This window comes from Mucilaginibacter inviolabilis (genome assembly GCF_011089895.1).
In the GTDB taxonomy this organism is placed as follows: domain Bacteria; phylum Bacteroidota; class Bacteroidia; order Sphingobacteriales; family Sphingobacteriaceae; genus Mucilaginibacter; species Mucilaginibacter inviolabilis.
In genome coordinates this window covers 438,477-460,270 of sequence record NZ_JAANAT010000001.1, presented here as the reverse complement: position 1 = coordinate 460,270, position 21,794 = coordinate 438,477, and the positions used below count along the sequence as shown (strand labels likewise).

Here is a 21,794-nt window from a genome sequence, read left to right as displayed (position 1 = left end):
GAGACCCAACATTCCCAATAACAGAGTTTCAACTTAAAAATGAAGAACGGTTTAGTTAAGATATAAGAAATTTACCAGTCTACGGAGTTTCCAATAACAGATTGCATTAAATAAGCTGTTTCTTATTTACGAATTTCCATGTAAATTCCCATCACGAGCTTTTTTGCTACAGGTTCGGCATCTTTTTTTTCTAATTTAAACTCAACTGCCCTAACAATGCCTACGTTTTCAGATGATTCCAATTGATTTAAAAACCCGTTCAAAGCAAAAAAATTCCCTTCAAAATTAAGTTTCTGAATAATCGCGCCTTCTGTGTTATAAACCACATCCTGGGCTGGTACTTCTGCAAGTTTTACCCGGTTTTTCTCGGCTAACACAGCAATGATACTGATCGTATTACTTCTGAAAACAGCCGTATCTGAGCGGTACAAATCCAAAATATGATCTAGGTTTTTACTTTTTCTATCCAGGTATTTAGGCTGGTAACTCACATCGGCAGTTTGAAGCTGTTGCTTATTTAATTGTCTGTTTAATTGCCAGGCAGCAATCGTGTTTTTAAAAGCCAGCTGATAGCAAATCAACAACAAAACAACTGCCGCAACAATTAATAAATAATCTTTTTTAAAAGGCCACCACTTCAACATATCAATAAGTAATTGTTAAGATAAACTGCCCTGTATTCAATTCACTATTGTATGTGTAGCTTTCTAGCTGGATACCCTTTACCCAATGTCGGGTTTTGATTCTGGCTATCCATTCATTTATCGGGATGATCTGCGGCGAAATACCCCTTACCTCAATTTTCTGACGGGCAAACTGTAAAGATCTTTGCGCACGGCTTCCCAGGCGGTCAATTGGGTTTATTGTTATTTCTTTCCAACTAATTCCAGGTGGTAATAATGATGCAATTTGATCAATCAATATACTTTTGCGAATTCCGCCTTCCCAGCCTAGATTTTTGAGTAAAGCCTCCTTTTGTGCAATATCATCTTTAATAGTTTGTACATCACTGGTATTCTGTACTGAACTAGTTACCTGCTGACTCAATCGCTGATTGTCATTATTCATGGATGAAAAAATCACCGTATTAATGAGTAGTAGCAAAAAACAGGCAAGCAGGATCAAAAAACCATTGACCTTGAGTTTTTTATCATTTAAAAGCTGCTCCAAGATTGCTTGTAACCCCGGTACCTCTGCTTGTATAACATCCAATCTGGCCGATAAAACTAACTGAAAAGCAGCTGCATAAGGCATAACCAATTCCTGGTCAATTGCCTCGTTATCTATCTTTAAAGGAAATGGAGCTTGCGCCGATTCTTCATATCGAAAAGTCTTCCAATGGAAATCCTCGTCCCTTTCAATCCGTACGCCGTTGAAAATGATCTCCTCACTGTAAATATTAAGTTGTGGCAAAACATGCTGAGCAGGAAAAGGCCCTAAACTAAGCATGTAAATCTGGAAACCCTGTTTAACCAGTGCGTCGATCCACTTATCCGCATCTGTCTTCCTGATAACGGCGATAAACGATTGGTTTCCGGAAACAAAATGCTGTATATAGAAATCGTCCGGGCTTGCATTGGGCAAAATTGTGGAAAAATTGGAGGCGTTGATCTCCCCCGCACCTGGAATCTGTTTATACAGAACCCCCCTTCCAGAAAGGTTCAACGCCACAGGTATACTCTTGCTAAATTGCTTACCCAGCCCTTCCACGCTATCAATATTCGGAATTTTCTTCTCCAGATGGAGTTGCTTATCCTTTACCATCACCTGACATCCATCCAATTGAACGTTACCATCCTTCTGGATCGTCATCGTAATACCGATGGCCTGGCTAATCGAATAATAGGGTTCCAGCAAGCCCATATCTTAACGAATAATGGTGGATTTGATAAATAGTATGGAAACTACCTTTGAACCTCCCTTTGTCCGGCTACTAAACAACCATTTGAGAATAGGGATCCGCGAAAGTAAGGGTACACCAGAACCACTTTCATCACTTTCTGTCCGCTCCAATCCCCCAAGCACAATTGTGTCTTCACTATGCACACGCAAACTGGTTTCAAATTTACTGATAGATTGCGGTGGTGGTGAACCGTCAGTTGGGATAGTTGAGAAATCAGAATTATTGACCGTGATGCCCAGCGTTACCTGATCATTACCAGAAACAATAGGCCTGATATTGATCGATAGGTCGGCATTTACCTCCTGGTATACATTGGTAAATATAGATTGCGAATTGGAAAGAGAAGGAATTACATTCTGTGTGGTATTTTTGTAATAACGTTTACTTCCTATACTTAGCTTGGCTGAATGTCCGTTAAGCGTGGCCATTTTGGGTATCTGGCGTATATCTATATTATTTTTAGCCTCCATCGCACTCAGGGTTAGGTAGAAATTCGGGGCCACATGCCCCAGGTTAGTTCCGCCAATTCTGCTTAAAAAATCATTGATCGACTTAGCACCGAAGGTATAATTCAAACCACCTGCTCCCAGCAAAGTTCCTCCGGTCTTAACGCTGTCAGAAACCCCGGCAGATATCCCGGTAGATACTGAGTGGCTTTTACGTACATCGATCATAGTTACTTCGATCAGCACCACAGGTACCAATACATCCAAGTTATGGATAAAAGTCTCTATTTCATCCATCTGCGCACCGGAGCCCGACAGCATAATGGTATTCTGATCTCTAAACTCTTTGATCTCCACACCTCTTTTCCATTCGCTGGGAATCATGGTCACCACTGTATCAATCGAGCGGTTCTGTAAATGTATGGGCCGGAAAGTACGCAATCCCTCTAGTTTACGATCTCCAATAAGATAAATACCATTCTCTGAATGAAAAGTATAATCTGTGCTTTTAAATATTAAACTTAAAAAGGCATCATAACTTACATCATTAACATGCAAGGTGATCTGTCCCTTGATATCTGAGTAAATAGAATAACTTTTACCCGTTTCCTGCGAAGCCTGTTTTAACAAATCCTGGATTGGAGCATTAACCGCATCCGCAGAGATGAGTTTTTGCCCATTCACCACGCGTACAAACAAACCGGTGGCTCCTCCAGTTGTTGACGGTGCAGCTGGCCGAAATGTTTTTCGTACACTGGTATTTCGATCTCCATTTACATATAATTCTTCATTTTCTCCTAAAGGCTGAAAAAGATAAAATCCATCTACTGTCTTCACCATTTTGATATCATTGCCGTAAGCCAGTTTTTCCAATGCAGTTTCAAATGGCGCATTACTGATAAAGGATGTTACCCGCTTACCCTGTAACGAAGTGGGTACCATAACATTTTTACCGGAAACCTGTATGATCTTTTTAGCCACGGCCGGAAGGCTATCATTTTCCAATTCCAGCGAAAGTGTGTTTCCTTGTGAATTATACTTGGCATTGATCTCTTTAGGAGGTGGTTTTAAAAACTGATTCGGATCATGATAAAGAGTGATATAAATAATGGATCCAACTACCGAAAGATCCAGATTGTATTTTTGTGAAAGCAGCACCAAAATATTTGCTGCAGTAACTCCATTAAAGGTATCATAAATTGGAAAATTCAGACCAGGATCTGAGCTGATACTCAAATTGTTGGATCGAGCCAGGGCATTGAGATATTCACGAATGGAAACCCCGGTCACCAACAATTGTACTTTCTGGTTCAACCCCGGTACAATTCCCGCCAGGTTTTCCAGCTTTTGCTGAATTTCCTGTACCCGGTCGATCTGCTGTGCCTGAAGCGTAGAGCTCCCTATCCAGATCAATAAAATAAATAGAACGTAAGTAAATTTTTTATACATGGCCCTCCCTCAATAATTAAACAACAACGGATAAATTTCCTCTATAGACGTTTTACCTTCACTGAACAACTGAAAAGCATTTTCTGCCAGGGTTTGTACCCCTCTTTCTTTCAATAGGTTCTGGATGTTCATATTTCCGCTTTTAATTTCCTGTGCCAACTCCTGGTCAACTGGTATTACTTCATATACTGCCTTTCGGCCTTTATATCCTGTGTAATAGCATTGTTCACAACCCTGTGCAACATAATGATGTTCTACATCCTGATAAGGCTTAAATTGCTTAGGGTAAAGCGAAGTATGAAAATCCTTTTTCACCTTACAATGTGGACATAACAAACGGATCAGCCTTTGTGCAACCGTTGTATTTAAGGTATTCGCTACCAGAAACGGCGGCATCCCCATGTCAATCAAACGCGAAACAGTTCCCCAGGCAGAATTGGTATGGATGGTGGACAGTACCAGGTGCCCTGTTAATGCCGCCCGGATGGCCATATTGGCAGTTTCCGGATCCCTGATTTCTCCCACCATAATCACATCGGGATCTTGCCTTAAAAAGGTACGAAGCGCCGCACCAAAGGTTAACCCTATAGACTCTTTCAACTGCACCTGGTTAATCCCTTCCAATGTATATTCTACCGGATCCTCAATAGTAAGTATGTTCCGGGTTTCCTGGTTGAGCAACTTTAATGTCGCATACAGTGTAGTAGTCTTCCCCGAACCCGTAGGTCCGCTGATCAACAAGATACCATTGGGTCTCTTCACCCCTTGCAGATAGTTTTCAAGATCAAAAGGAGAAAAACCAAGTGTATTCAGATCGATTGCTGTGGCATCGTTATTCAATAACCTTAATACCACTTTTTCTCCGTGCAGGGTGGGTAATACGGAAACCCGTATGTCAAACTGGAGATGCTGGTGCTTAAAGTTGATCCTGCCATCCTGAGGGAGGCGTTTTTCGGCGATATCCAGATTTGCGTAGATCTTGATCTTATTGATCAGCGCAGGATACTCCTCATTCTTCAGCAGGTAGCGTTCAACCATCAATCCATCAATCCGAATCCTGACCCTGCATTTATTCTCATAACGTTCAATATGGATATCGCTGCTTTTCAGATTTTTGGCCTCACCAATCAGATTAAACAAAAAATCTTCGGCGTTCTGGTTCACCGGCACCTGCGAAGCCCCGGAGGATGCCGTATCTTTAATATAATATTTAGAAAGCAGCCTGGCAATATCTGCCGCGGGAATAGGTTCTAATTGAACTTCCAGCCCTAGTAAAATTTCCAATTCGGGTACCAATACCTCTGCATCAGCCCCTTCTTCACAATATAGTTCGATATACCCCGGTGCACTATTCTTAGGTAAAACTCTATAATACCAGGCTTGTTCCTGAGCCAGTAAATGGATATTACCTGCAGGTAAATAAAGATCTTGATTTAGGCTCATATATTATACAAACGCAATAACCAGGTATCATCTGTAATATGACAATGAAAATACCAGCGGTCCCCCACTAAAAATACAATAAATACCAAAGACTGAAATCCGGCCAACGGAATATGTTTACTTTTGGTTATCACCTTTAATAGTAAATACAACAAGACGGCGCAGACTAAACTTATATTAAAAAAAAGCATAAAATTCAGCACAGATAAATAGCAGCCAACAACACCAAAAAACAAAATATCACCTATGCCCAAATGCTCTTTGGTAATATTCAGTAACCTGCCCTTTCTTAATAACAGATAAAGGGTAAGCACTAGTAAAACCATGCATATGACAGCAAAATTAACTACTGAAGATTGACCTATCGCGGCAAACGATTCACCAGATAAAAGCCTCAAAGACAACAACCCTGCCATGAGCACAGGAAACAGATACCAGGTAACTGCATGGTACATCATATCCTGTATAAAAATAACTCCTAGCAGGGATATAGTGATAATGTAAATAGCGAGCAACATTAATCCGGCGTTACCTCTTTCAGGTTCTTATCCTGATCCATTTCCCACACGTTAAAAGTACCGTTACCATTAAAGTCTACCACTGCGGTAGCACGCGCAGTAAAGCCCGTGTTGCTAGCGCTGACGATCTCAATGCGGTAATTGGCATGTGCATCCTTGCTTTCAGTACTCAATTTATCCTGGATAAAACCAATCTCAGTCAGGTCTTTAGAATATTTAGAATGCTCATAAAAGTAATTCTTCTCCAGGGTCTGGACATGTGTCAACTGCAATTTAGCTTCTGTACTTTTTGCTTTAGTAATCAGCGGCAATAAATTCGGGAGAGCCAACAATAACAGAATGCCGATAATGACTAACACGACGAGTACTTCGGTGAGTGTATACGCTTTTAAACGTCTCTGTGCGTTCAGTTTAGGAAATTTCACAATACGATTAATAAAAGCAACTAAATTAATAATTATAACAATACTTACAACATATATAAACAAAAATCTGCTTCCCCACAGCGCATTGCTTATAAACAGAAAGATTTAATATGCTTATAGTTATAACCAACCTCTACTGACTCCATGCGGACGTTAACAGGAAATGCAAACTAATAAATATATTTAAAATGTTTTGACGTTTCATTCGTCTCAACTGATATGGCAAATGTATTATTTTTAGGAATGCCTTCTCACGGGCATGTTAACCCAACCCTGGGTTTGGTGAGCGAATTAGTTAAACAAGGCGAAAAAGTAGTTTATTTTGCAGCAGAACCATTCCGTGAAAAGATTGAAGACACGGGGGCACAATTCAAGGCTTATAAAGGCGATCTGGATATTTTCACACCGAAAAATGGCCAGGTGGTCGGTAAACCGGGCGGCCTGTTTACAGTTATACAACAGGTAATGACCGAGGCTCCTGAAATAATCTCTGATATTTTAATGCAAACTAAAGATATCAAATTTGATTATATTATTCATTCGGCGGCTTTTCTTTTTACCAAACCAATAGTTCAAATCCTGAATATTCCAGCAATATCTTCATTAGCCGTTTTTGCAGGGCTACGTCATTTCTCTACTGCAAAGTTCAATCAGTTCCCGGGCGCGGAAGCTATGACAGCGATATATTTAAAAATCGCAGCCCAACTAGAAGACACCTATAAAATAAAAATGCCAGAAGACATGATGGAGTTACTCTTAAATAAAAGTGAACTTAACCTGGTATATACTTCGAAATTTTTTGTGCCAGACCCGGACTTTTTTGATGATAGCTATAAATTTGTTGGCCCACCAATCTTTTTCCGTAAAGAAAATCTGGATTTTCCGTTCGAAAAACTAGAAGGAAGGACGGTTTTATATATCTCTTTGGGAACGGTTTTCGGAAATTTTAATCCTGTGCTTTATGATATTTTCTTTCAAGCGTTTGCTACATGGCCGGGATTGGTGATTATGGCAGCGCATAAAGTCGACCTCTCAGCAATGGCCATACCTTCCAATTTTATCATCCGGGACTATGTACCCCAATCTGCCCTGTTAAAATATATCAGTGTAGCTATTACTCATGCGGGGATGAACAGTATCAGCGATCTGATTAATGCAGAAGTGCCTTTCATTTGTATTCCATTGGGCGCCGATCAACCCCTGCTGGCTAAACGAGCACAAGAATTAGGGGCAACCATATCACTTGACATTAATGACATAAACTCAGAGAAAATTAGCAAAGCTGTTAAAAGCGTATGTACCGATCAATCTTACTTAACTAATATTCAAAAAATAGCTCAGTCTTTCCGGGAAGCAGGTGGTTACCCAAAAGCCGTGGATGATATTTTTCGTTTCAAAGAGGCAAAAGCCATTTGATAATTATGAGGGGCTAGGCATGAATGATGATTTTTCAAAACACTGAACAAGTTCATCTGCCCCTTTTTGGGTAAGGTATGGTGATAAAATATTTACAATTAGCAATACATAATTATTGCTTTGTTCTTCCTGGCTTAATTGCTGAAAAGAAATAGCTGCTTCAGAAATCCAAAATCTCGCAATTAAACCGATAGTTTGTATCAGATAGCCTTTTCTTACCTCCGTGTCTATCTTCAGATAATCTGCTTCAATAAGTCTGTCTACATTTTTGGTTAAAATAATATTTCTGTCAATCTGCGTTTGTTGATGCCTTGCCAGGATCACTTTATTCTGAGTAAGCAAATGAACCATGCTTAACACCAATCCCCTATATTTTAATTGGATTAATGAGGCTTTTTTAAACATCTCTAAAAAAGAAATCAAGGTTATCTCCTTATCGACTATTAGTATTTCAGAATTCAGTTTATTGAGATCGATCGAAAGCTGGTTAACCAAGTCATCTTTTGTTGGAAAATAGTAGGTAATGTTACCTACCCGCATGCCTAACAAGACCGCTAATTCACGTAAGCCTACGTATTCAACTCCTCTTTCATTAAACATTTCCAAGGCTTTGGCCAGGATTTTTTCGCGAGTAATTAAAGATTTTTTGGACATTGTCCAAAAATAATTATTTTTACTTAATTTATAAAATATGGCGTATGAAAATTATCATTTTGTTATTATCGATTATCTGTGCCAATGGACTGCTTTTTATTAATGTGTATACATCTCTTGTTGATGCAAGATCATGGGGTGCAGACATTCCCAATTCCATTGCGACAGCAAGAGAGTATGCTAAAAAATACAATCCAGGTACTTTTTTTAAAGCATTTTCCCCAATCAGTCAAATTTTAGCTTTAACCGCCCCTATTATCTGTTGGCAAATTTCATCTGTGCGCCTGTATTCAGGTATTGCATTTATACTGTATATTTTGGCAGATATACTTACTTTTCTGTATTTCTATCCAAGAAATGATATCATGTTCAAGACAGCGCAATTATCAGATATTGAAAAACTATCCAGGGCTTGGAAAGAATGGAGTACGATGAATTGGGCAAGAAGCCTGCTTATTTTTATAGGTTTATGTTTTTCGCTAATTGCGCTGTATGAGCTTTGTTGCAATCAGATCGCAATTTTTCAATAAAATAAGAAGCTCACCAGCACTGAAAACACATTTAACATTTCAACATACCTTTACCATATCCATGCCTAATATTGCCGATAGTTTTTTAAGCTTACTACTGATATGCCCCACCCCTACAGCGCAATGGTGTGCGGGCCCATAACTATTCCAATTGTTAACAAATTCACGGGAACCGATAGGGAATTTATACCTGCTGTTAGTGTTTCCTATTTGAAGAATAGGTCCATCAACAGACTCTCCTTCGGCAACCAACATCATGAGTTCGCCGTTCCCTTTTTCAAGAATAGAGAGACAGGTAACCGGGCCGCATTTAACAGTCATCTCAACCGAAAGCCCCCGCCCTACTTTACCATGATAAACCTGTAAAGGCTTTACCTTTGTACGGCCTTCGGCAATAGCAATATGACCCGGACCATCATGCCCCATCAAAACCACATCATCTTTATAATCCATGGCATAATATTCTGTAAAGGAACCGCCTGCACCAAAACTATCCATGATCTTCATTGCCTGTGCATTCTTTATTTCAAACTCGCCTGCTACCGGTATACCATTAGCAGTAAGCAATGAGTTCCCTAAAATAATAGAGCTCATGGTATCTTCATTATCGGGATTGCCGGTTCCTTTATGATAATAAGCAAATGCCCCAAGCTGGTACCTGGCTATTAACTTATCCATCGCTACAGATGTTTTGGCAGCCCTCAGTAACTCTGCATAAGAGCAATCATCCTGTATATCAAATTTCACATAAAATTCTGCTATGCGTCCCTCTGCTTCATCCTGGGTGACAGTATTTTTGATAGCGGTAAGCTCCTCTACCTCAATATGTTCAAAATGCCCACCAAAATACTTTATCTGCAGAGTAAGATCAGTATAGATATCAAGCATACCTGAGTAATAGTTACCCATACATCCCATCCGGTTACTTTGCATAATGTGTGCCACATTAGCGGCCTCTACCCATTCCGTTATTTCCTTATGGCTTATCTCATCATTCTCAAGTACACCTGTCACCTGATGAAAATTAATACCTGTGCGTTTAAAAACATTAGCTATCTCGGGCACCGGGCAAGCGGAACAATGCCTTAACCAGACTCCTGTCATTGTTGTGCGATCAGTTAATTGATTAAAGCTTTGATAATCAATACAAGCTTCCGGAGAAAGATTAAGTACAATAACGGGTACGTTTAACTTTTGCACCACAGGCATTACAGTTGACGATAGTGCATAGGTACCTACATACAAAAACACCATATTTACATCCTCCTGTCTGAATTGTTTCCCCGCATCAAAAGCCTTATTAACGGTATCTATTATTCCGGCGTTAACAATGCGTACCGGTATGTCGTCAAATTTTAAGCATAATGTTTCCAGGCAACCTTCCAAATATGTTTTGAGCCCATCAAATTGCTTCCAATAAACATCTAAGCCTATTCCAAATACCCCGATAGTTAAATTACTGTTGATCATCTTATGGTGTGATATTACGTGTTGTAATATTTTATGAATATTAACGATTACTTTCCTGGATTGTAACAGGACCTACCAGACCCGATTTTATTAAAGGGGAATCTTTTGTGTAATAGTTATAGGTTGAGAATGTATACCTATGGCTTGTTCTCGGCTTGCCCTGGGTTAACCAGTCAGGCCAGCGTCCATTTAGTATACCATCATCCGGAAAATTGGCATCACCGATCAACCTGTTTGCCCATAAATTCACTACTTCAATTTGAAGCTTGTTGTGTTTTTTCAAAATGGCGTTATTCATATTCACGCGCCAGGGTGCTGTCCAAACCACACCCATATCTTTCCCGTTGAGTTTAACGCGGGCCATCTGGTTAACTTCGCCTAAATCCAGATATATGCTTTTATTCATCTTACCTGTTTTTACCGGCATATCAAAGTCCTTGTAATAGGTTGCTGTACCGGAATAATGCCTGATACCATCTTCTGGCCTCAATGTCCAATCCACTAACTGATCAAAACGGATACTTTTGGGGCCACCCCATTTAGTATCAAACGAGACCTGCCAGGGGCCATCAAATGTTTTGATTATCGTATTTACAGCAAAGTTTTTATGAGTAAATGGCATAGAAGATTCAGCCCCGGCAAACACAATAAAACAGCTTTCATAAGCATCAAGCTTTAACGGCACGGTGGTTAACTGTCCATTTACAGTATATTCTGGCAGTGGCCTTATTTCGCCGGTTACGGCATCCCAAAGCTGCGGATTACCCTTATTACTCCTGAAAGTTGCGCTTGTTTCTACAGTGGCTCCTGTTCTGTTAGCTACAAAATAAATATCAGCATCATCTGTCATTCGGTGTGTGTAACGCAATGTACCATCGGCAGCAAAATCTTGTTCAACAGCCATCGACTTTAATAGTTGAGCTGTAAGGTCATATTCAGGATAAAGATCATTGATCTGTTTATCCAGATTGCCTCCCCATATCACTTTGCCTTTTCCATATGGATGTATACTTTGCTGATCAGGTTCTTGCAAAGTACCCCAAAGTGTTTTAGCTAATGTACCAACCTGTACGTCACATAAGGGATACCCGGATAATCCCGGCGATTTTACAGGAGGTACCCCTACTACCACAGCGCCATCATTTACGAGCGCCATTATTTTCTGAAGTAAGGCTGGTGTCATGGTTTTAACTGCTGGTAATACAAGTAGCCTATAACTGGCCCCGCCAGGAAATACAATCATACCATTTTGCACGCTTGCCCGATAAAGCTGACCCGGTGCACAACCATCAAAATTATAACCCTTTCTGTCAGGCATGATCACATCACCATCCATTGCTGATGAAGGTGGACGAAACACATGCGGCGAGCCTTCGGGGGTTAAATAAAGTATATCAGCAACAGCACGGCCCTGCTGTAAAATATACTGGCAGCGTGATATATATTCATGATAACTGCCAACCATTGGCCACCAGGTTTGGTTTCTGTCCCAATGCACACCATAAGGGCCCATGGTGGCACCGGGGCGCAATGAATCGGCCAGGAACTGGTTCTGAAAGGTATGGTATACAAAACGATTGATACCAGTGGCAAAAGCCCAGTCGCCCTGGTTTTTCATTGATCCGGGATATTGTTTCCAAACCTCATCCTGAGCGGTAAAAGCCTCTGCCGGGATCAACGATTTCCCATTGACGTGACCTATTGAAGTAGACTCAATACAACTAAATGATGAATTAAAGCCCCATCCTTTACTCCAGAATTCGCACATAGGCACATCGGCAATATTACCCAATTCCAAATCGGCCGTAGGGTTCATATCGTAAGGCTCAATAGATAACTGTAACCCATAACGCCTGGCATATGCTTTAACCTGTTGCGCATGGTTTTCTAAGACAAGTTCTTGCGCCGTTTGCCTAAGATCCCATAAAAAGCGTTCACTTACTTCATTGCTTTCAACAATATTACCTGCATACACCGGATAATAGGTTAAAGGATCGTACCCTCTGCGCTTTCTAAATTCTTCACGAAAATGGGAAGTCCAGTTTTGAGCCCCCATTTCCCAACTGTCCATATGCAGTCTTTTTAAACCACCTTCATCTTTTAAGTCCGGAATGCCGGTTTTCCTTATCAATTTGCCTATATAGTTATCCAAATGAGCGTTAAGTGCTACGATATCAAATTTGTCAGCCTCAAAGCCCAAACCTGGTACTGGAGCCGGACGGGTAATAGCACCGTTGTTCCTGCGGCCAAAACGCATGATAGTCCACTTACCTTTTGGCGCCATCCAATTGATCGTACCATCAGGCTGGAGCCTACCCGTAAGATCTATAATTTTAGACCTATCAATCACCGCATTTTTAGCTGGCTCAACGTATTCGGCTGTTGTTGGCAGATATTGTTTAACCCCTCTAACAGATGAATAAGGTGCGCGATAAAATAAAGCTTTTTCATCGATATCAGTTATTTTTGAGGTTGCTGTCGATGGAGTTGGATAAGCCAGCACAGCTACATCTTCATAAAAATCATTCCACTGTTTTTTTAGTTCAGGTGTAAAAGCGCCTTCACCAAAATAAGGCTGCTTAGGTAAGGGTTTAGGTAAAATAATGGGTTGTTTTTTGCCTCCGGTTATATTGACAGAACTACTGACCAAATGCTGCATAGACTTCTCTATAGGTACCCAAGGACCGCCGCTACCTGTCCAACCCGGTCCTATCCCTAATGTTATCTCTATCCCTAAACGCTTAGCTTCTTTTACCGCGTGAACAAACATACCCTGCCACTCTTCGCTTAAAAATTCAACAGGACCGCGTGGGATCCCTACATTTACCTCCAGAAAAATGAGGTTACCTATTCCGGCTTTCTTCATGGCCTCCAAATCAGCAGTGATCGATTTTTCCGACATATTGCCATCCATAAAATACCAGTATACACCCGGTTTAGCGCTGTTAGGTGGATGGATAAATTGTTCTTTTAATTTGCTTACCTGTGCATGAGCAATACTCAAACTATAGAAAATGATTATAAAGAGAAATAAGAACCTATTCATTATAATTGCCTTATAGTTTTTGATTTAAATACCCGCATAAAAGATATGATTTTAGTATCCTTATTTACCTGCAACAAGCATAGCAACGGCAAAAGGCTTAATCTCAATAAAATCGTTGTTTAATGTTGATTGCACAGGCTCTTTATCTCCAATGGTACTATCAAGCATACTCAATTTAGCAGCTTTAATATCCTGTGGCACTTTTATCTTAATGGTTTTATTACGTTTATTAAGGATCAGTATCTTTTTATCTCCTCCATCTATAAATCCCTGCGCAACAATATCATCCCCATTATTCCCTTCTATATTGGTTCTTACCAATTTACTGCCCGGATTAATATTGTCTTTTATGAGTTTGAGTACCCAAAAGCGGGCATTGGGTTTATTCTTTTCATAATTAATCATACTTACATCCGGATACTGACTGGGAAAGCCAACTAGTTGAGATTCACCTATAACATCAATACCGGCTTTGGTAAGTTCTATAAAGAAATAAGCATACACACTTGCAGACAGGTTCCAGTAAGCCGGAGTAATGGGTTGATCACGCATTTCGCCGCTTACAAACGTTCCCAGTTCATTAATATCTGTTTTAGTATTTGGTGATAGCCGTTTGCGAATACTTTCGATGTAGGCTACTATACTTATAAAATGCTCCGCTTTATCAAATACTGAATATTCGTACGCCTCAAACTTTTGATTGCTGTTAGCATTGGCGTAACAGTGATAAGATATCATGTCCAACGGAATGCCCGGTTTATGATTAGCCGGATTCAGAAAATATTCAAACCATTCAGGTCTTTCATACGCAAGCGCCAGTCCTACAAATTTAATATTGGGTAACACGGCTTTTATTGCTGTTACCATAGCATCATAAATTTTGGTATAGGTTTGTGGTGACATGTTATGTTCCAGATCGGGCTCATTTAATACTTCCCAGTACGGAATTTCATAATGATAACCAGATTTGTGGTATTTCCCCAACTCATCAGTAAATCCACCTTGGGTGTACCAACTGATGAGGCGCACATAATAATCCGTCAGCTCTTTCATGGTAGTATCTCTCAACTCAGTACCACCACCATAATTCCAGGCAACCTGGTTGGCGTCTTCGGGATAAGCAACAGGCTTCTCCGTTTTAAACATCCATTGCGGTATGGTGCTAAAATTCATAATTACAGAATGTCCTTGGGTGGCTTCCAGAAAGTCTATCGTCATTGGATCTATCAAACTAAAATCCCACGATGTTTTAGTAGCGGTTGGAGCCTCCAATTCGGCTACAGCCAGCTTTGGATACGGAAACCAGGGTACATAACGCACATAATCGGCGTTTAGATTACGCAGCGCGTCAAAAGAGCCATCGTGCATTGGCGCCTTCCGACGCAGCATAGAATTGCCAACTACCTGCAGTGTAGGAGTCGACTTAGAAATCATAACCACTTCATTCCAATTAACTTTTAGTTGCGGAGTTTGTGCCGTGCATATGCCTAAACAAAATACTCCTAAAACCAGGCCCATTATTTTTTTCATCATTGCGATTTATAATATTTTAAACGTAACCATTTAAAAGACAGAAGACTTAGAATTATCCACTCGCTTATACCCGAGAAAAAATTTAAATTGATATTCAAAAGTATTTTACTGAGGCTAAATTGAAATATAGGTTTTGATATTTAACTTACACTTTTTGACACCGGTCTTGTTTATACGTAAAATGTTCCTATTTTTAATGTTTATAAACCACAATTCTTTGGTACTATCGTTATAGTAAGTTGGGTGTTTTCCACCCACTAAATCGTTATAGTAGCATAATTACATGATCAACTATTATAAATATCTACCTGTAAGCCGCGAAGATGAAAACTGGGGGCTATGTGTTTTAAATACGGGTTGTACCCATATTGGAGCCACAGGTTTATACCCATTTAAGACCCACCCTGCTCATCATTATTTTAACTGGGACATGGGGCGCGTGTTAAATGAATACCAAATCATTTATATTACACGAGGTAAAGGAATTTTTGAATCAGACAGCTGCAAGTCTCGCGAAATAAAGGCAGGAACTATCATTATTCTTTTCCCAGGAGAGCGGCATCGATATAAACCAGACAGCGAAACTGGCTGGGACGAATATTGGGTAGGCATAAAAGGAGATATCGCAGATAATTTACTAAGGAAAAACTTCTTAAGACCAGATAACCCAACGATCTACGTTGGTTTTCATGAGGGTATACTCAGTCTGTTTAACAACATTATTGAAGTAACAAAAAAAGAAACCACGGGCTATCAACCATTAATTTCAGGAGCGGCCTTGCATCTGATGGGAAATTTTCATTTTATTTTTAAACAAAACGAGGTAGAGTGCGAAGAAAAAGAAGTGATCATTAATAAAGCCAGGTTGTTGTTCCGCTCAAATGTAGTAAATGACTTTTCACCCGAGCAGGCAGCCAAAGAATTACAGGTAGGTTACTCCTGGTTCAGGAAAGCTTTTAAAAGCTATACAGGACTTTCACCGGGTCAATATTATATCCAATTAAAAATAGAACGGGCCAAAGAGCTTTTGAACAACCCGACTACTCCTATAAAGCAAATTGCTTATGACTTGGGCTTTGACAGTTATTTCTATTTCTCTAAAATATTTAAAGAAAAAACCGGTATTACCCCAACCGATTATCGAAAAAGAGCTATTGGCACACCGATAGATTTTGCCTGATCGCCGTTATAATATTGGTTAACCCGAACAGTAATTATCAGAAAAATATCAGAACCATGTATAAAACCAAACTAATAATCGTACCCCTGTTATTTATATCCTTAAGGCTATTTGCACAACAAGAAACAGCTACGCCGCAATGGCGCCCGGTTTATCATTTTACGCCACCAACTAACTGGACCAACGACCCTAATGGTCTGATTTACCTGAATGGAGAATTTAACCTGTATTACCAACATAACCCTTTTGAAAATAAATGGGGACACATGAGCTGGGGGCACGCTACCAGTAAGGACCTCATCCATTGGAAACATTTACCAGTAGCCATTCCTGAAGTTTTGAGTAAAGACACCACTACCTGGATTTACTCAGGATCAGCAGTACTTGATAAAAATAATACCAGTGGCTTTGGTGTAAATGGCCAGGCTCCCATTGTTGCCATCTTTACCGCCGATCAGCCTAAGCAGAAAAAGGAATCGCAGTTTATCGCGTACAGCAATGACAATGGTTTATCATACAAATTATATGCAAATAACCCAGTTATTGACCTACAAATGCACGATTTCCGTGATCCGAATGTATTTTGGTATGAACCCACTCAACAATGGATCATGACAGTTGCTATGGTCGATGAACATATGGTACGCATTTATGGTTCAAAAAATCTGAAGGACTGGACCAAACTAAGCGATTTTGGTCCCGCTGGTTATACCAAAAATGGCTGGGAATGTCCATCACTTCTGCCGCTGAGGGTTGACGGAGATCCAACCCGTACAAAATGGGTGCTATTTGTATCCTCAGGTGGAGATCATGGGCCATTAATGCAGTACTACATAGGCGATTTTGATGGCATTACATTTAAAAATAACAATCCTGCGGATAAAGTACTGACTGTTGATTATGGTGATGCTTTTTATGCAGCCATAGCCTGGCGTGATGCTCCGGGGAACAAAAAGATATTACTAGGCTGGCTACAAAATGGTCGTAAAGAAACCTATCCCTGGAAGGGCCAGATGTCTATACCTCATGACCTTTCTTTAAAAACCACAAACAAGGGCATAGAATTGATACAAATTCCCTCAATCATCATAAGCAATTCACTTTCAAAACTATCAAAGGGTAAAAAACTTATTAAAGAAAATTTGTCCATTAATGGTCGTTTTGATTTATCTGGCAATAGCAGTTTTAACAGCAATGCCAACTGGATAGATGTAGAATTTAAGCTGGATGAAGCCCAAAAAGCAGGAGTCATTGTAGCAGAAAAAAAGGGTGCCAATCAAAAAATTATAATTGGCTATGATGTCACTAAAAAAGAACTATATATAGACTGTACCGGATCTGAGAGCGGAAATAAAGATCCCCGGAACCTGGTTCAAACCGCCCCAATGGAATCTGCAAATGGTATCGTAAGAATACAGGTATTGATAGATAAATCATCATTAGAGGTTTTTGGCAATAGCGGGGAAAAAGTAATATCCACCATGATTTACCCTGATAAGGATGCTACTGGATTATCTTTATTTTCTGACGGTAAGACCATGATTAAATCTTTAAAAGTGTGGGATCTGAATAACGCCGATAAATAATGAAAAGGATTATACGGACACGACAGTTATTATTGTCGTATCCGTATAATTTCAGACTTATTCATCTAGTTTATCGCTTTCTATTGCCGGCGGAATCAATTCGTACACAATTGGTGTCACAATCCTGGATAACAATGTAGAACTTATTAACCCTCCAATAAGAACTATAGCCAGCGGCGATATCAATGGATTCGTCGATGTCGCGATCGGGATTAATCCACCTATAGCAGTAAGGGATGTTAGTACAATGGGTAAAAACCGGACTTCGCCGGCTTCGCGAATAGCATCCTGAAGTCCCTTGCCCTGTTGTCTTAATTGGTTAGTAAAATCTACCAACAGAATAGTATTTTTCACTTCGATACCGGCTAAGGCTATCAACCCGATAATAGCGACAAATGACAAAGAATTACCCGTAATCCAAAGTGCAACAGCCGCCCCCACTACACCTAATGGTATTACTGAAAGGATAATCAGCGTACTTTTAAATGTTTTGAATAACAATACAAGTACCGCTATAAATACAAATACGGTAACCAGGATAATACTCATAAAACCACCAAAAGAGTTGTTTTTTGACTCTACCTCACCACCCATTTCGTAACTGTAACCTGGAGGGAGTTTTAGTTTGTCCATTTTTTGAATTACATCATCTATTACACGGCTAACCAGGAAACTCTTCTGCACATTAGCCTGTACCGATACAACCCGTTTCTTTTCCTGGTGATTAATAACTGCTGGTGAAGCTTCCAACTGCAAATCTGCCACTTGCTTTAGAGGTAATGCATTGCCTTGAGCATTATTTACATATAGATTCCTGAAAGCATCAATACTAGGGCGCCCTTCTTTTATTCGGGTAAGCAAAACGGTATACCCGTATTTATTATCGTTATTGTAATAAGTACCCATGTCCAGGCCGGTAACGGCTAATCTTGCTATCTGATCCACAGCCAAAGAGTTTACGCCCAACTGCTGTGCTTTTTCTTTATTTACGGCTATACGTATATCGCTTTTCAATAAACTTACCGGGTTATTTACGTACATGGTTCCCGCTGTTTGGTGTAACAATTGTTCAACTTTTAAGGAGTAGGCTCGTAAAGTATCCAGATTATCGCCGAACAAACGTACCTCAATTGGTGCCACCACAGGCGGACCTTGTTCAAAATTCTTCACCTCTACTTTAGCACCCAGGTAATGTGCCCAACGGTGCTGCAAACGCTGTATTAAGGCTAATTTCTGATCTGGCCTGGTATCATTGTCTAACTGCACAAAAAGCTGTGCAAAATCACTGCGGTTATTTTCTGCATTTACATTATAGTAAATACGCGGATTACCATGCCCAACATTGGTGGCATAATATTGAATAAGCGGTTCCTTTTTTAATTGTTTTTCAATTTCCCGCGAAACACTATCCGTATAAGGCAGATTGGACTGATTAGGTGTGGTAATATTTATTAAAAACTGCGGCTTCTCTGATGAAGGGAACAGACTGAACCCAATTACACCAAACAAATAAATGGCAGATACAAACAGTACAATAGCTACTCCAATGGTTAAAAATGGTCTTTGAAGCGCTTTATCCAATAAGCGCGCATAGCTGCCATGGATTAGTCTTTTCAATGCACGCATCAGGAAATTTCCTTCGGGATTGCCGGTATGATTTTTTAACAGACGGCTTGATAAGAACGGAATAATGGTTAACGATACCAGCATAGATGCCAACACGCAGAAAATAACCGCCAGCGGTAAACACCGGATAAAATCGCCCGATCCTTCAGGTAAAAACACCAATGGCATAAATGCAATGATCAGGATAACAGTACATCCCACCACAGCTTTACCAATCTGTCCGGTTGCTTTCAAGGTAGCTTCCAGGCGGCTATGCCCTTCCAGCATCCAACGTTCTATATTTTCTACCACAACAATACTGTCATCTACTAAAAGGCCCAACGCAACAACTAAACCTACAATACTTAACTGATTCAGATTAAACCCAAACAGCTGCAATAACACAATACCAATGGCCAGTGAAAGCGGGATGGAAATCATCACAATAACAGCCGGACGCAGACCTAAAGGCAGCAAAGTAACGGCAACCAGTAAAATGGCGATAATAAAATCGTGACTTAAACCGGTTAAGCGCCTGCTCACGTTATCAGCCTGATCAAAATTTTGTACCAGATCTACATTAACGGGTAATAGTTTTTTAAAATTGATAAGCACCTTAATGTAATCCGCCTGCGTTTTATTGATGTTTTCCCCATCTTTTTGTGCTGCCGTTACAAACACACAACGGTGCCCGTTCAATCGGGTTATATGTTTTTCTTCCCCATAGCCATAATATACATGGGCAATGTCTTTTAATAGAATATTTTTACCGTTTGCAGCATAAACAATTGTACTATTCACCGCATCAAGCGTGCGATAATCATTACTCTTGATATTAAATGTAAGATGAGCAGCGTCAACACTTCCTCCGGGAACACTGGCCATTTCACTGTGTAAACTGTTAATTACGGCGCTTACGGGTAAGTGCATTTGTGCCATTTTTTCAAGATCAAGCTCTATGCGAACCTGCTGACCTGGTAGACCAAAGATCGCCACCTGTTTTAGGGAAGATACCTTCTCCAGTTCGTCCTGTAATTTTTCGGCAAAGTGTTGTAGTAAGCTACGCGGAGCATTTTCTGATACCAGAGCAACCTGCAATACATTCACGTCTGTTGGTTGCTGCTTTTGAATCTCAATATTGGTAATATCCGCAGGAAGCTCACTTCGTTTATTATTTACCTCCCGAACTATTTCCTGGTATTTAGAATCGATATTACTACTGTATTTATATTCAACTCTTAATACAGCAACCCCGTTGGAAATATTGGTACGGATACGTTTTATATCATCTAAACCACCTATTGTTTTTTCTAAAGGTGTTACTACTCTGTCTTCAATATCACGCGGACTTGTTCCCGGGTAATTAACAATAACCAAAAAAGCTGGGGGGTGCATCTCCGGGTCTTCGGAACGGGGCATATTCAGCATAGTGGTTACTCCCAAAGCAATAATCATGATAAAGATCACCAACGTAAACTGGCTGTTCTTCACAGCATATTCTGATATTTTCATTTGGCTGCAGTTTTAGGTGATTGAACAACTATAGCACTGTTATCAGTAAGATAGGCGGATCCTGAGATAATAAGGGCTTTAGCATCCTCCAACCCAGCGTTGATGGTGACTGTGTTTTTATTGATTCCGGCAACGGTTACTTTTACCTTATGAGCGGTTTTATTGTCGTCAGTTACAAAAACATAACCACTGGCACCATCGCCATCTAACAGTGCTTCATAAGGAATCTGCCATTCGCTGCCGCCTTCACTCGTGTGTGTAGGCGTAATTACGGCTTTTCCAAACATTCCTGCTGCAATAGCTTTGGGCTTTTTACCTGTAAGAGTGATGTCTGCACTAAAAGTACCGGTAACTGCATCCACCCCCTCTGATTTACGCGTAACCGTGCCCTGAAGTGTTTGTCCAGGCAATGCAGTCGTTTGAATTTGTGCATGGTCGTTCAACTGCAACCTTGCCCATTCACTATCACTAATACCCACACGCAAAATCCATTTATTGGTTTCCGCTCCATTAGTTTGCAATACCGCAGTACCAGCAGTCACCAGTTGCCCCGCATTAGCGAGTTTGCGTAATATGTATCCATCCTTTGGGGCATGTATTTCTGAATACTGGCGATTATATTTTGCCATATTCCATTGCTGCTGTGCCTGTTGTAGTGCTGTTTTATTATTTTGTAATTGTTCCAGTGTAGCTACGCTATCCTTATATAAATTTTGGATACGCTGATAATCACGCTGTGCTTTTTCAACAGAAAGACTGGCTTGTTGCACCTGTGCGTTGATCTCTGTAAGGTTAAGTGTGGCCAACAACTGACCCTTTTTCACAGCATCACCTTCTTTTACATTCAGGCTGTTAATGATCCCTCCTGTTTTGAAGGATAACATTACCTCATCATCGGTGGTAAATTGCCCCGATACAGCCATAATAGCATTGTTATTCTGTTGCTTTAATAGTATAGTTTGTACAGGTATGGTGTCAGTGCCACCATTTTTACTGATCGCAACCGGATGCGATTTACAAGAGTACATCAAAGGAATGCACATTAATAAACCGGTATATTTAAAGGTTTTCATATAAT

Annotated in this window: 15 protein-coding genes; 4 read left to right on the top strand and 11 right to left on the bottom strand. The window is 40.2% G+C overall.

The window, feature by feature from the left end:
* Nucleotides 1–122 precede the first annotated feature (122 nt).
* The 5 genes from G7092_RS01710 to G7092_RS01690 form a co-directional block, all read right to left on the bottom strand.
* Nucleotides 123–644: a hypothetical protein gene (locus tag G7092_RS01710; protein ID WP_166085576.1), complete on the bottom strand. Its 522-nt coding sequence runs from the start codon at nt 642–644 to the stop codon at nt 123–125.
* A gap of 1 nt (nt 645) precedes the next feature.
* Entirely contained in the window at nt 646–1,863 is a 1,218-nt protein-coding gene (locus G7092_RS01705; protein ID WP_166085574.1) for a hypothetical protein, read from the bottom strand.
* A 3-nt stretch (nt 1,864–1,866) separates the two neighbouring features.
* Complete coding sequence (locus G7092_RS01700; protein ID WP_166085572.1) at nt 1,867–3,798, bottom strand: type II secretion system protein GspD; 1,932 nt, start codon at nt 3,796–3,798, stop codon at nt 1,867–1,869.
* A 9-nt stretch (nt 3,799–3,807) separates the two neighbouring features.
* Nucleotides 3,808–5,241, bottom strand: a complete 1,434-nt coding sequence (locus G7092_RS01695) for a GspE/PulE family protein (protein WP_166085570.1) — start codon at nt 5,239–5,241, stop codon at nt 3,808–3,810.
* A 517-nt stretch (nt 5,242–5,758) separates the two neighbouring features.
* The gene (locus G7092_RS01690) at nt 5,759–6,184 is read right to left on the bottom strand and encodes a type IV pilin protein (RefSeq protein ID WP_317169980.1); all 426 of its coding nucleotides are present in this window, start codon (nt 6,182–6,184) and stop codon (nt 5,759–5,761) included.
* 219 nt (nt 6,185–6,403) lie between these two features.
* Between G7092_RS01690 and G7092_RS01685 the strand changes: the two genes are divergently transcribed.
* The gene (locus G7092_RS01685; RefSeq protein ID WP_166085567.1) at nt 6,404–7,600 is read left to right on the top strand and encodes a macrolide family glycosyltransferase; all 1,197 of its coding nucleotides are present in this window, start codon (nt 6,404–6,406) and stop codon (nt 7,598–7,600) included.
* A 3-nt stretch (nt 7,601–7,603) separates the two neighbouring features.
* On the opposite strand, the gene G7092_RS01680 is transcribed toward G7092_RS01685, so the two are convergent.
* Nucleotides 7,604–8,254, bottom strand: a complete 651-nt coding sequence (locus tag G7092_RS01680) for a TetR/AcrR family transcriptional regulator (protein ID WP_166085565.1) — start codon at nt 8,252–8,254, stop codon at nt 7,604–7,606.
* Between the two features lie 44 nt (nt 8,255–8,298).
* Between G7092_RS01680 and G7092_RS01675 the strand changes: the two genes are divergently transcribed.
* Nucleotides 8,299–8,784 carry a DUF1772 domain-containing protein gene (locus G7092_RS01675; protein ID WP_166085563.1) on the top strand — a complete coding sequence of 162 codons (486 nt, stop codon included), beginning with the start codon at nt 8,299–8,301 and terminating at the stop codon, nt 8,782–8,784.
* Nucleotides 8,785–8,823: 39 nt separating this feature from the next.
* On the opposite strand, the gene G7092_RS01670 is transcribed toward G7092_RS01675, so the two are convergent.
* Genes G7092_RS01670 through G7092_RS01660 form a run of 3 tightly spaced genes read right to left on the bottom strand, consistent with a single transcriptional unit; the run spans nt 8,824 to nt 14,833 of the window.
* Nucleotides 8,824–10,254, bottom strand: a complete 1,431-nt coding sequence (locus G7092_RS01670; RefSeq protein WP_166085561.1) for an arabinose isomerase — start codon at nt 10,252–10,254, stop codon at nt 8,824–8,826.
* A 40-nt stretch (nt 10,255–10,294) separates the two neighbouring features.
* Complete coding sequence (locus G7092_RS01665) at nt 10,295–13,300, bottom strand: glycosyl hydrolase (RefSeq protein WP_166085559.1); 3,006 nt, start codon at nt 13,298–13,300, stop codon at nt 10,295–10,297.
* Nucleotides 13,301–13,360: 60 nt separating this feature from the next.
* Nucleotides 13,361–14,833 carry a GH39 family glycosyl hydrolase gene (locus tag G7092_RS01660; RefSeq protein ID WP_202985194.1) on the bottom strand — a complete coding sequence of 491 codons (1,473 nt, stop codon included), beginning with the start codon at nt 14,831–14,833 and terminating at the stop codon, nt 13,361–13,363.
* Nucleotides 14,834–15,116: 283 nt separating this feature from the next.
* On the opposite strand from G7092_RS01660, the gene G7092_RS01655 reads away from it, so the two are divergent.
* On the top strand, nt 15,117–16,013 hold the full coding sequence (locus G7092_RS01655; RefSeq protein ID WP_166085557.1) for an AraC family transcriptional regulator: 897 nt from the start codon (nt 15,117–15,119) through the stop codon (nt 16,011–16,013).
* Nucleotides 16,014–16,069: 56 nt separating this feature from the next.
* Nucleotides 16,070–17,599: a glycoside hydrolase family 32 protein gene (locus G7092_RS01650; RefSeq protein WP_166085555.1), complete on the top strand. Its 1,530-nt coding sequence runs from the start codon at nt 16,070–16,072 to the stop codon at nt 17,597–17,599.
* Nucleotides 17,600–17,656: 57 nt separating this feature from the next.
* On the opposite strand, the gene G7092_RS01645 is transcribed toward G7092_RS01650, so the two are convergent.
* Both G7092_RS01645 and G7092_RS01640 read right to left on the bottom strand, forming a co-directional pair.
* Complete coding sequence (locus G7092_RS01645) at nt 17,657–20,716, bottom strand: efflux RND transporter permease subunit (RefSeq protein ID WP_166085553.1); 3,060 nt, start codon at nt 20,714–20,716, stop codon at nt 17,657–17,659.
* Nucleotides 20,713–21,789 carry an efflux RND transporter periplasmic adaptor subunit gene (locus tag G7092_RS01640; protein WP_166085551.1) on the bottom strand — a complete coding sequence of 359 codons (1,077 nt, stop codon included), beginning with the start codon at nt 21,787–21,789 and terminating at the stop codon, nt 20,713–20,715. Before G7092_RS01640 ends, G7092_RS01645 begins: the two co-directional genes overlap by 4 nt.
* Between the last annotated feature and the right edge of the window lie 5 nt (nt 21,790–21,794).

Bases quoted from the DNA above. Each gene is read 5' to 3' on its own strand.
- G7092_RS01655 (WP_166085557.1), top strand. From the start codon at position 15,117: ATGATCAACTATTATAAATATCTACCTGTAAGCCGCGAAGATGAAAAC.
- G7092_RS01640 (WP_166085551.1), bottom strand. From the start codon at position 21,789: ATGAAAACCTTTAAATATACCGGTTTATTAATGTGCATTCCTTTGATG.
- G7092_RS01665 (WP_166085559.1), bottom strand. From the start codon at position 13,300: ATGAATAGGTTCTTATTTCTCTTTATAATCATTTTCTATAGTTTGAGT.
- G7092_RS01660 (WP_202985194.1), bottom strand. From the start codon at position 14,833: ATGATGAAAAAAATAATGGGCCTGGTTTTAGGAGTATTTTGTTTAGGC.
- G7092_RS01685 (WP_166085567.1), top strand. From the start codon at position 6,404: ATGGCAAATGTATTATTTTTAGGAATGCCTTCTCACGGGCATGTTAAC.
- G7092_RS01670 (WP_166085561.1), bottom strand. From the start codon at position 10,254: ATGATCAACAGTAATTTAACTATCGGGGTATTTGGAATAGGCTTAGAT.
- G7092_RS01700 (WP_166085572.1), bottom strand. From the start codon at position 3,798: ATGTATAAAAAATTTACTTACGTTCTATTTATTTTATTGATCTGGATA.
- G7092_RS01680 (WP_166085565.1), bottom strand. From the start codon at position 8,254: ATGTCCAAAAAATCTTTAATTACTCGCGAAAAAATCCTGGCCAAAGCC.
- G7092_RS01650 (WP_166085555.1), top strand. From the start codon at position 16,070: ATGTATAAAACCAAACTAATAATCGTACCCCTGTTATTTATATCCTTA.
- G7092_RS01695 (WP_166085570.1), bottom strand. From the start codon at position 5,241: ATGAGCCTAAATCAAGATCTTTATTTACCTGCAGGTAATATCCATTTA.
- G7092_RS01710 (WP_166085576.1), bottom strand. From the start codon at position 644: ATGTTGAAGTGGTGGCCTTTTAAAAAAGATTATTTATTAATTGTTGCG.
- G7092_RS01675 (WP_166085563.1), top strand. From the start codon at position 8,299: ATGAAAATTATCATTTTGTTATTATCGATTATCTGTGCCAATGGACTG.
- G7092_RS01705 (WP_166085574.1), bottom strand. From the start codon at position 1,863: ATGGGCTTGCTGGAACCCTATTATTCGATTAGCCAGGCCATCGGTATT.
- G7092_RS01645 (WP_166085553.1), bottom strand. From the start codon at position 20,716: ATGAAAATATCAGAATATGCTGTGAAGAACAGCCAGTTTACGTTGGTG.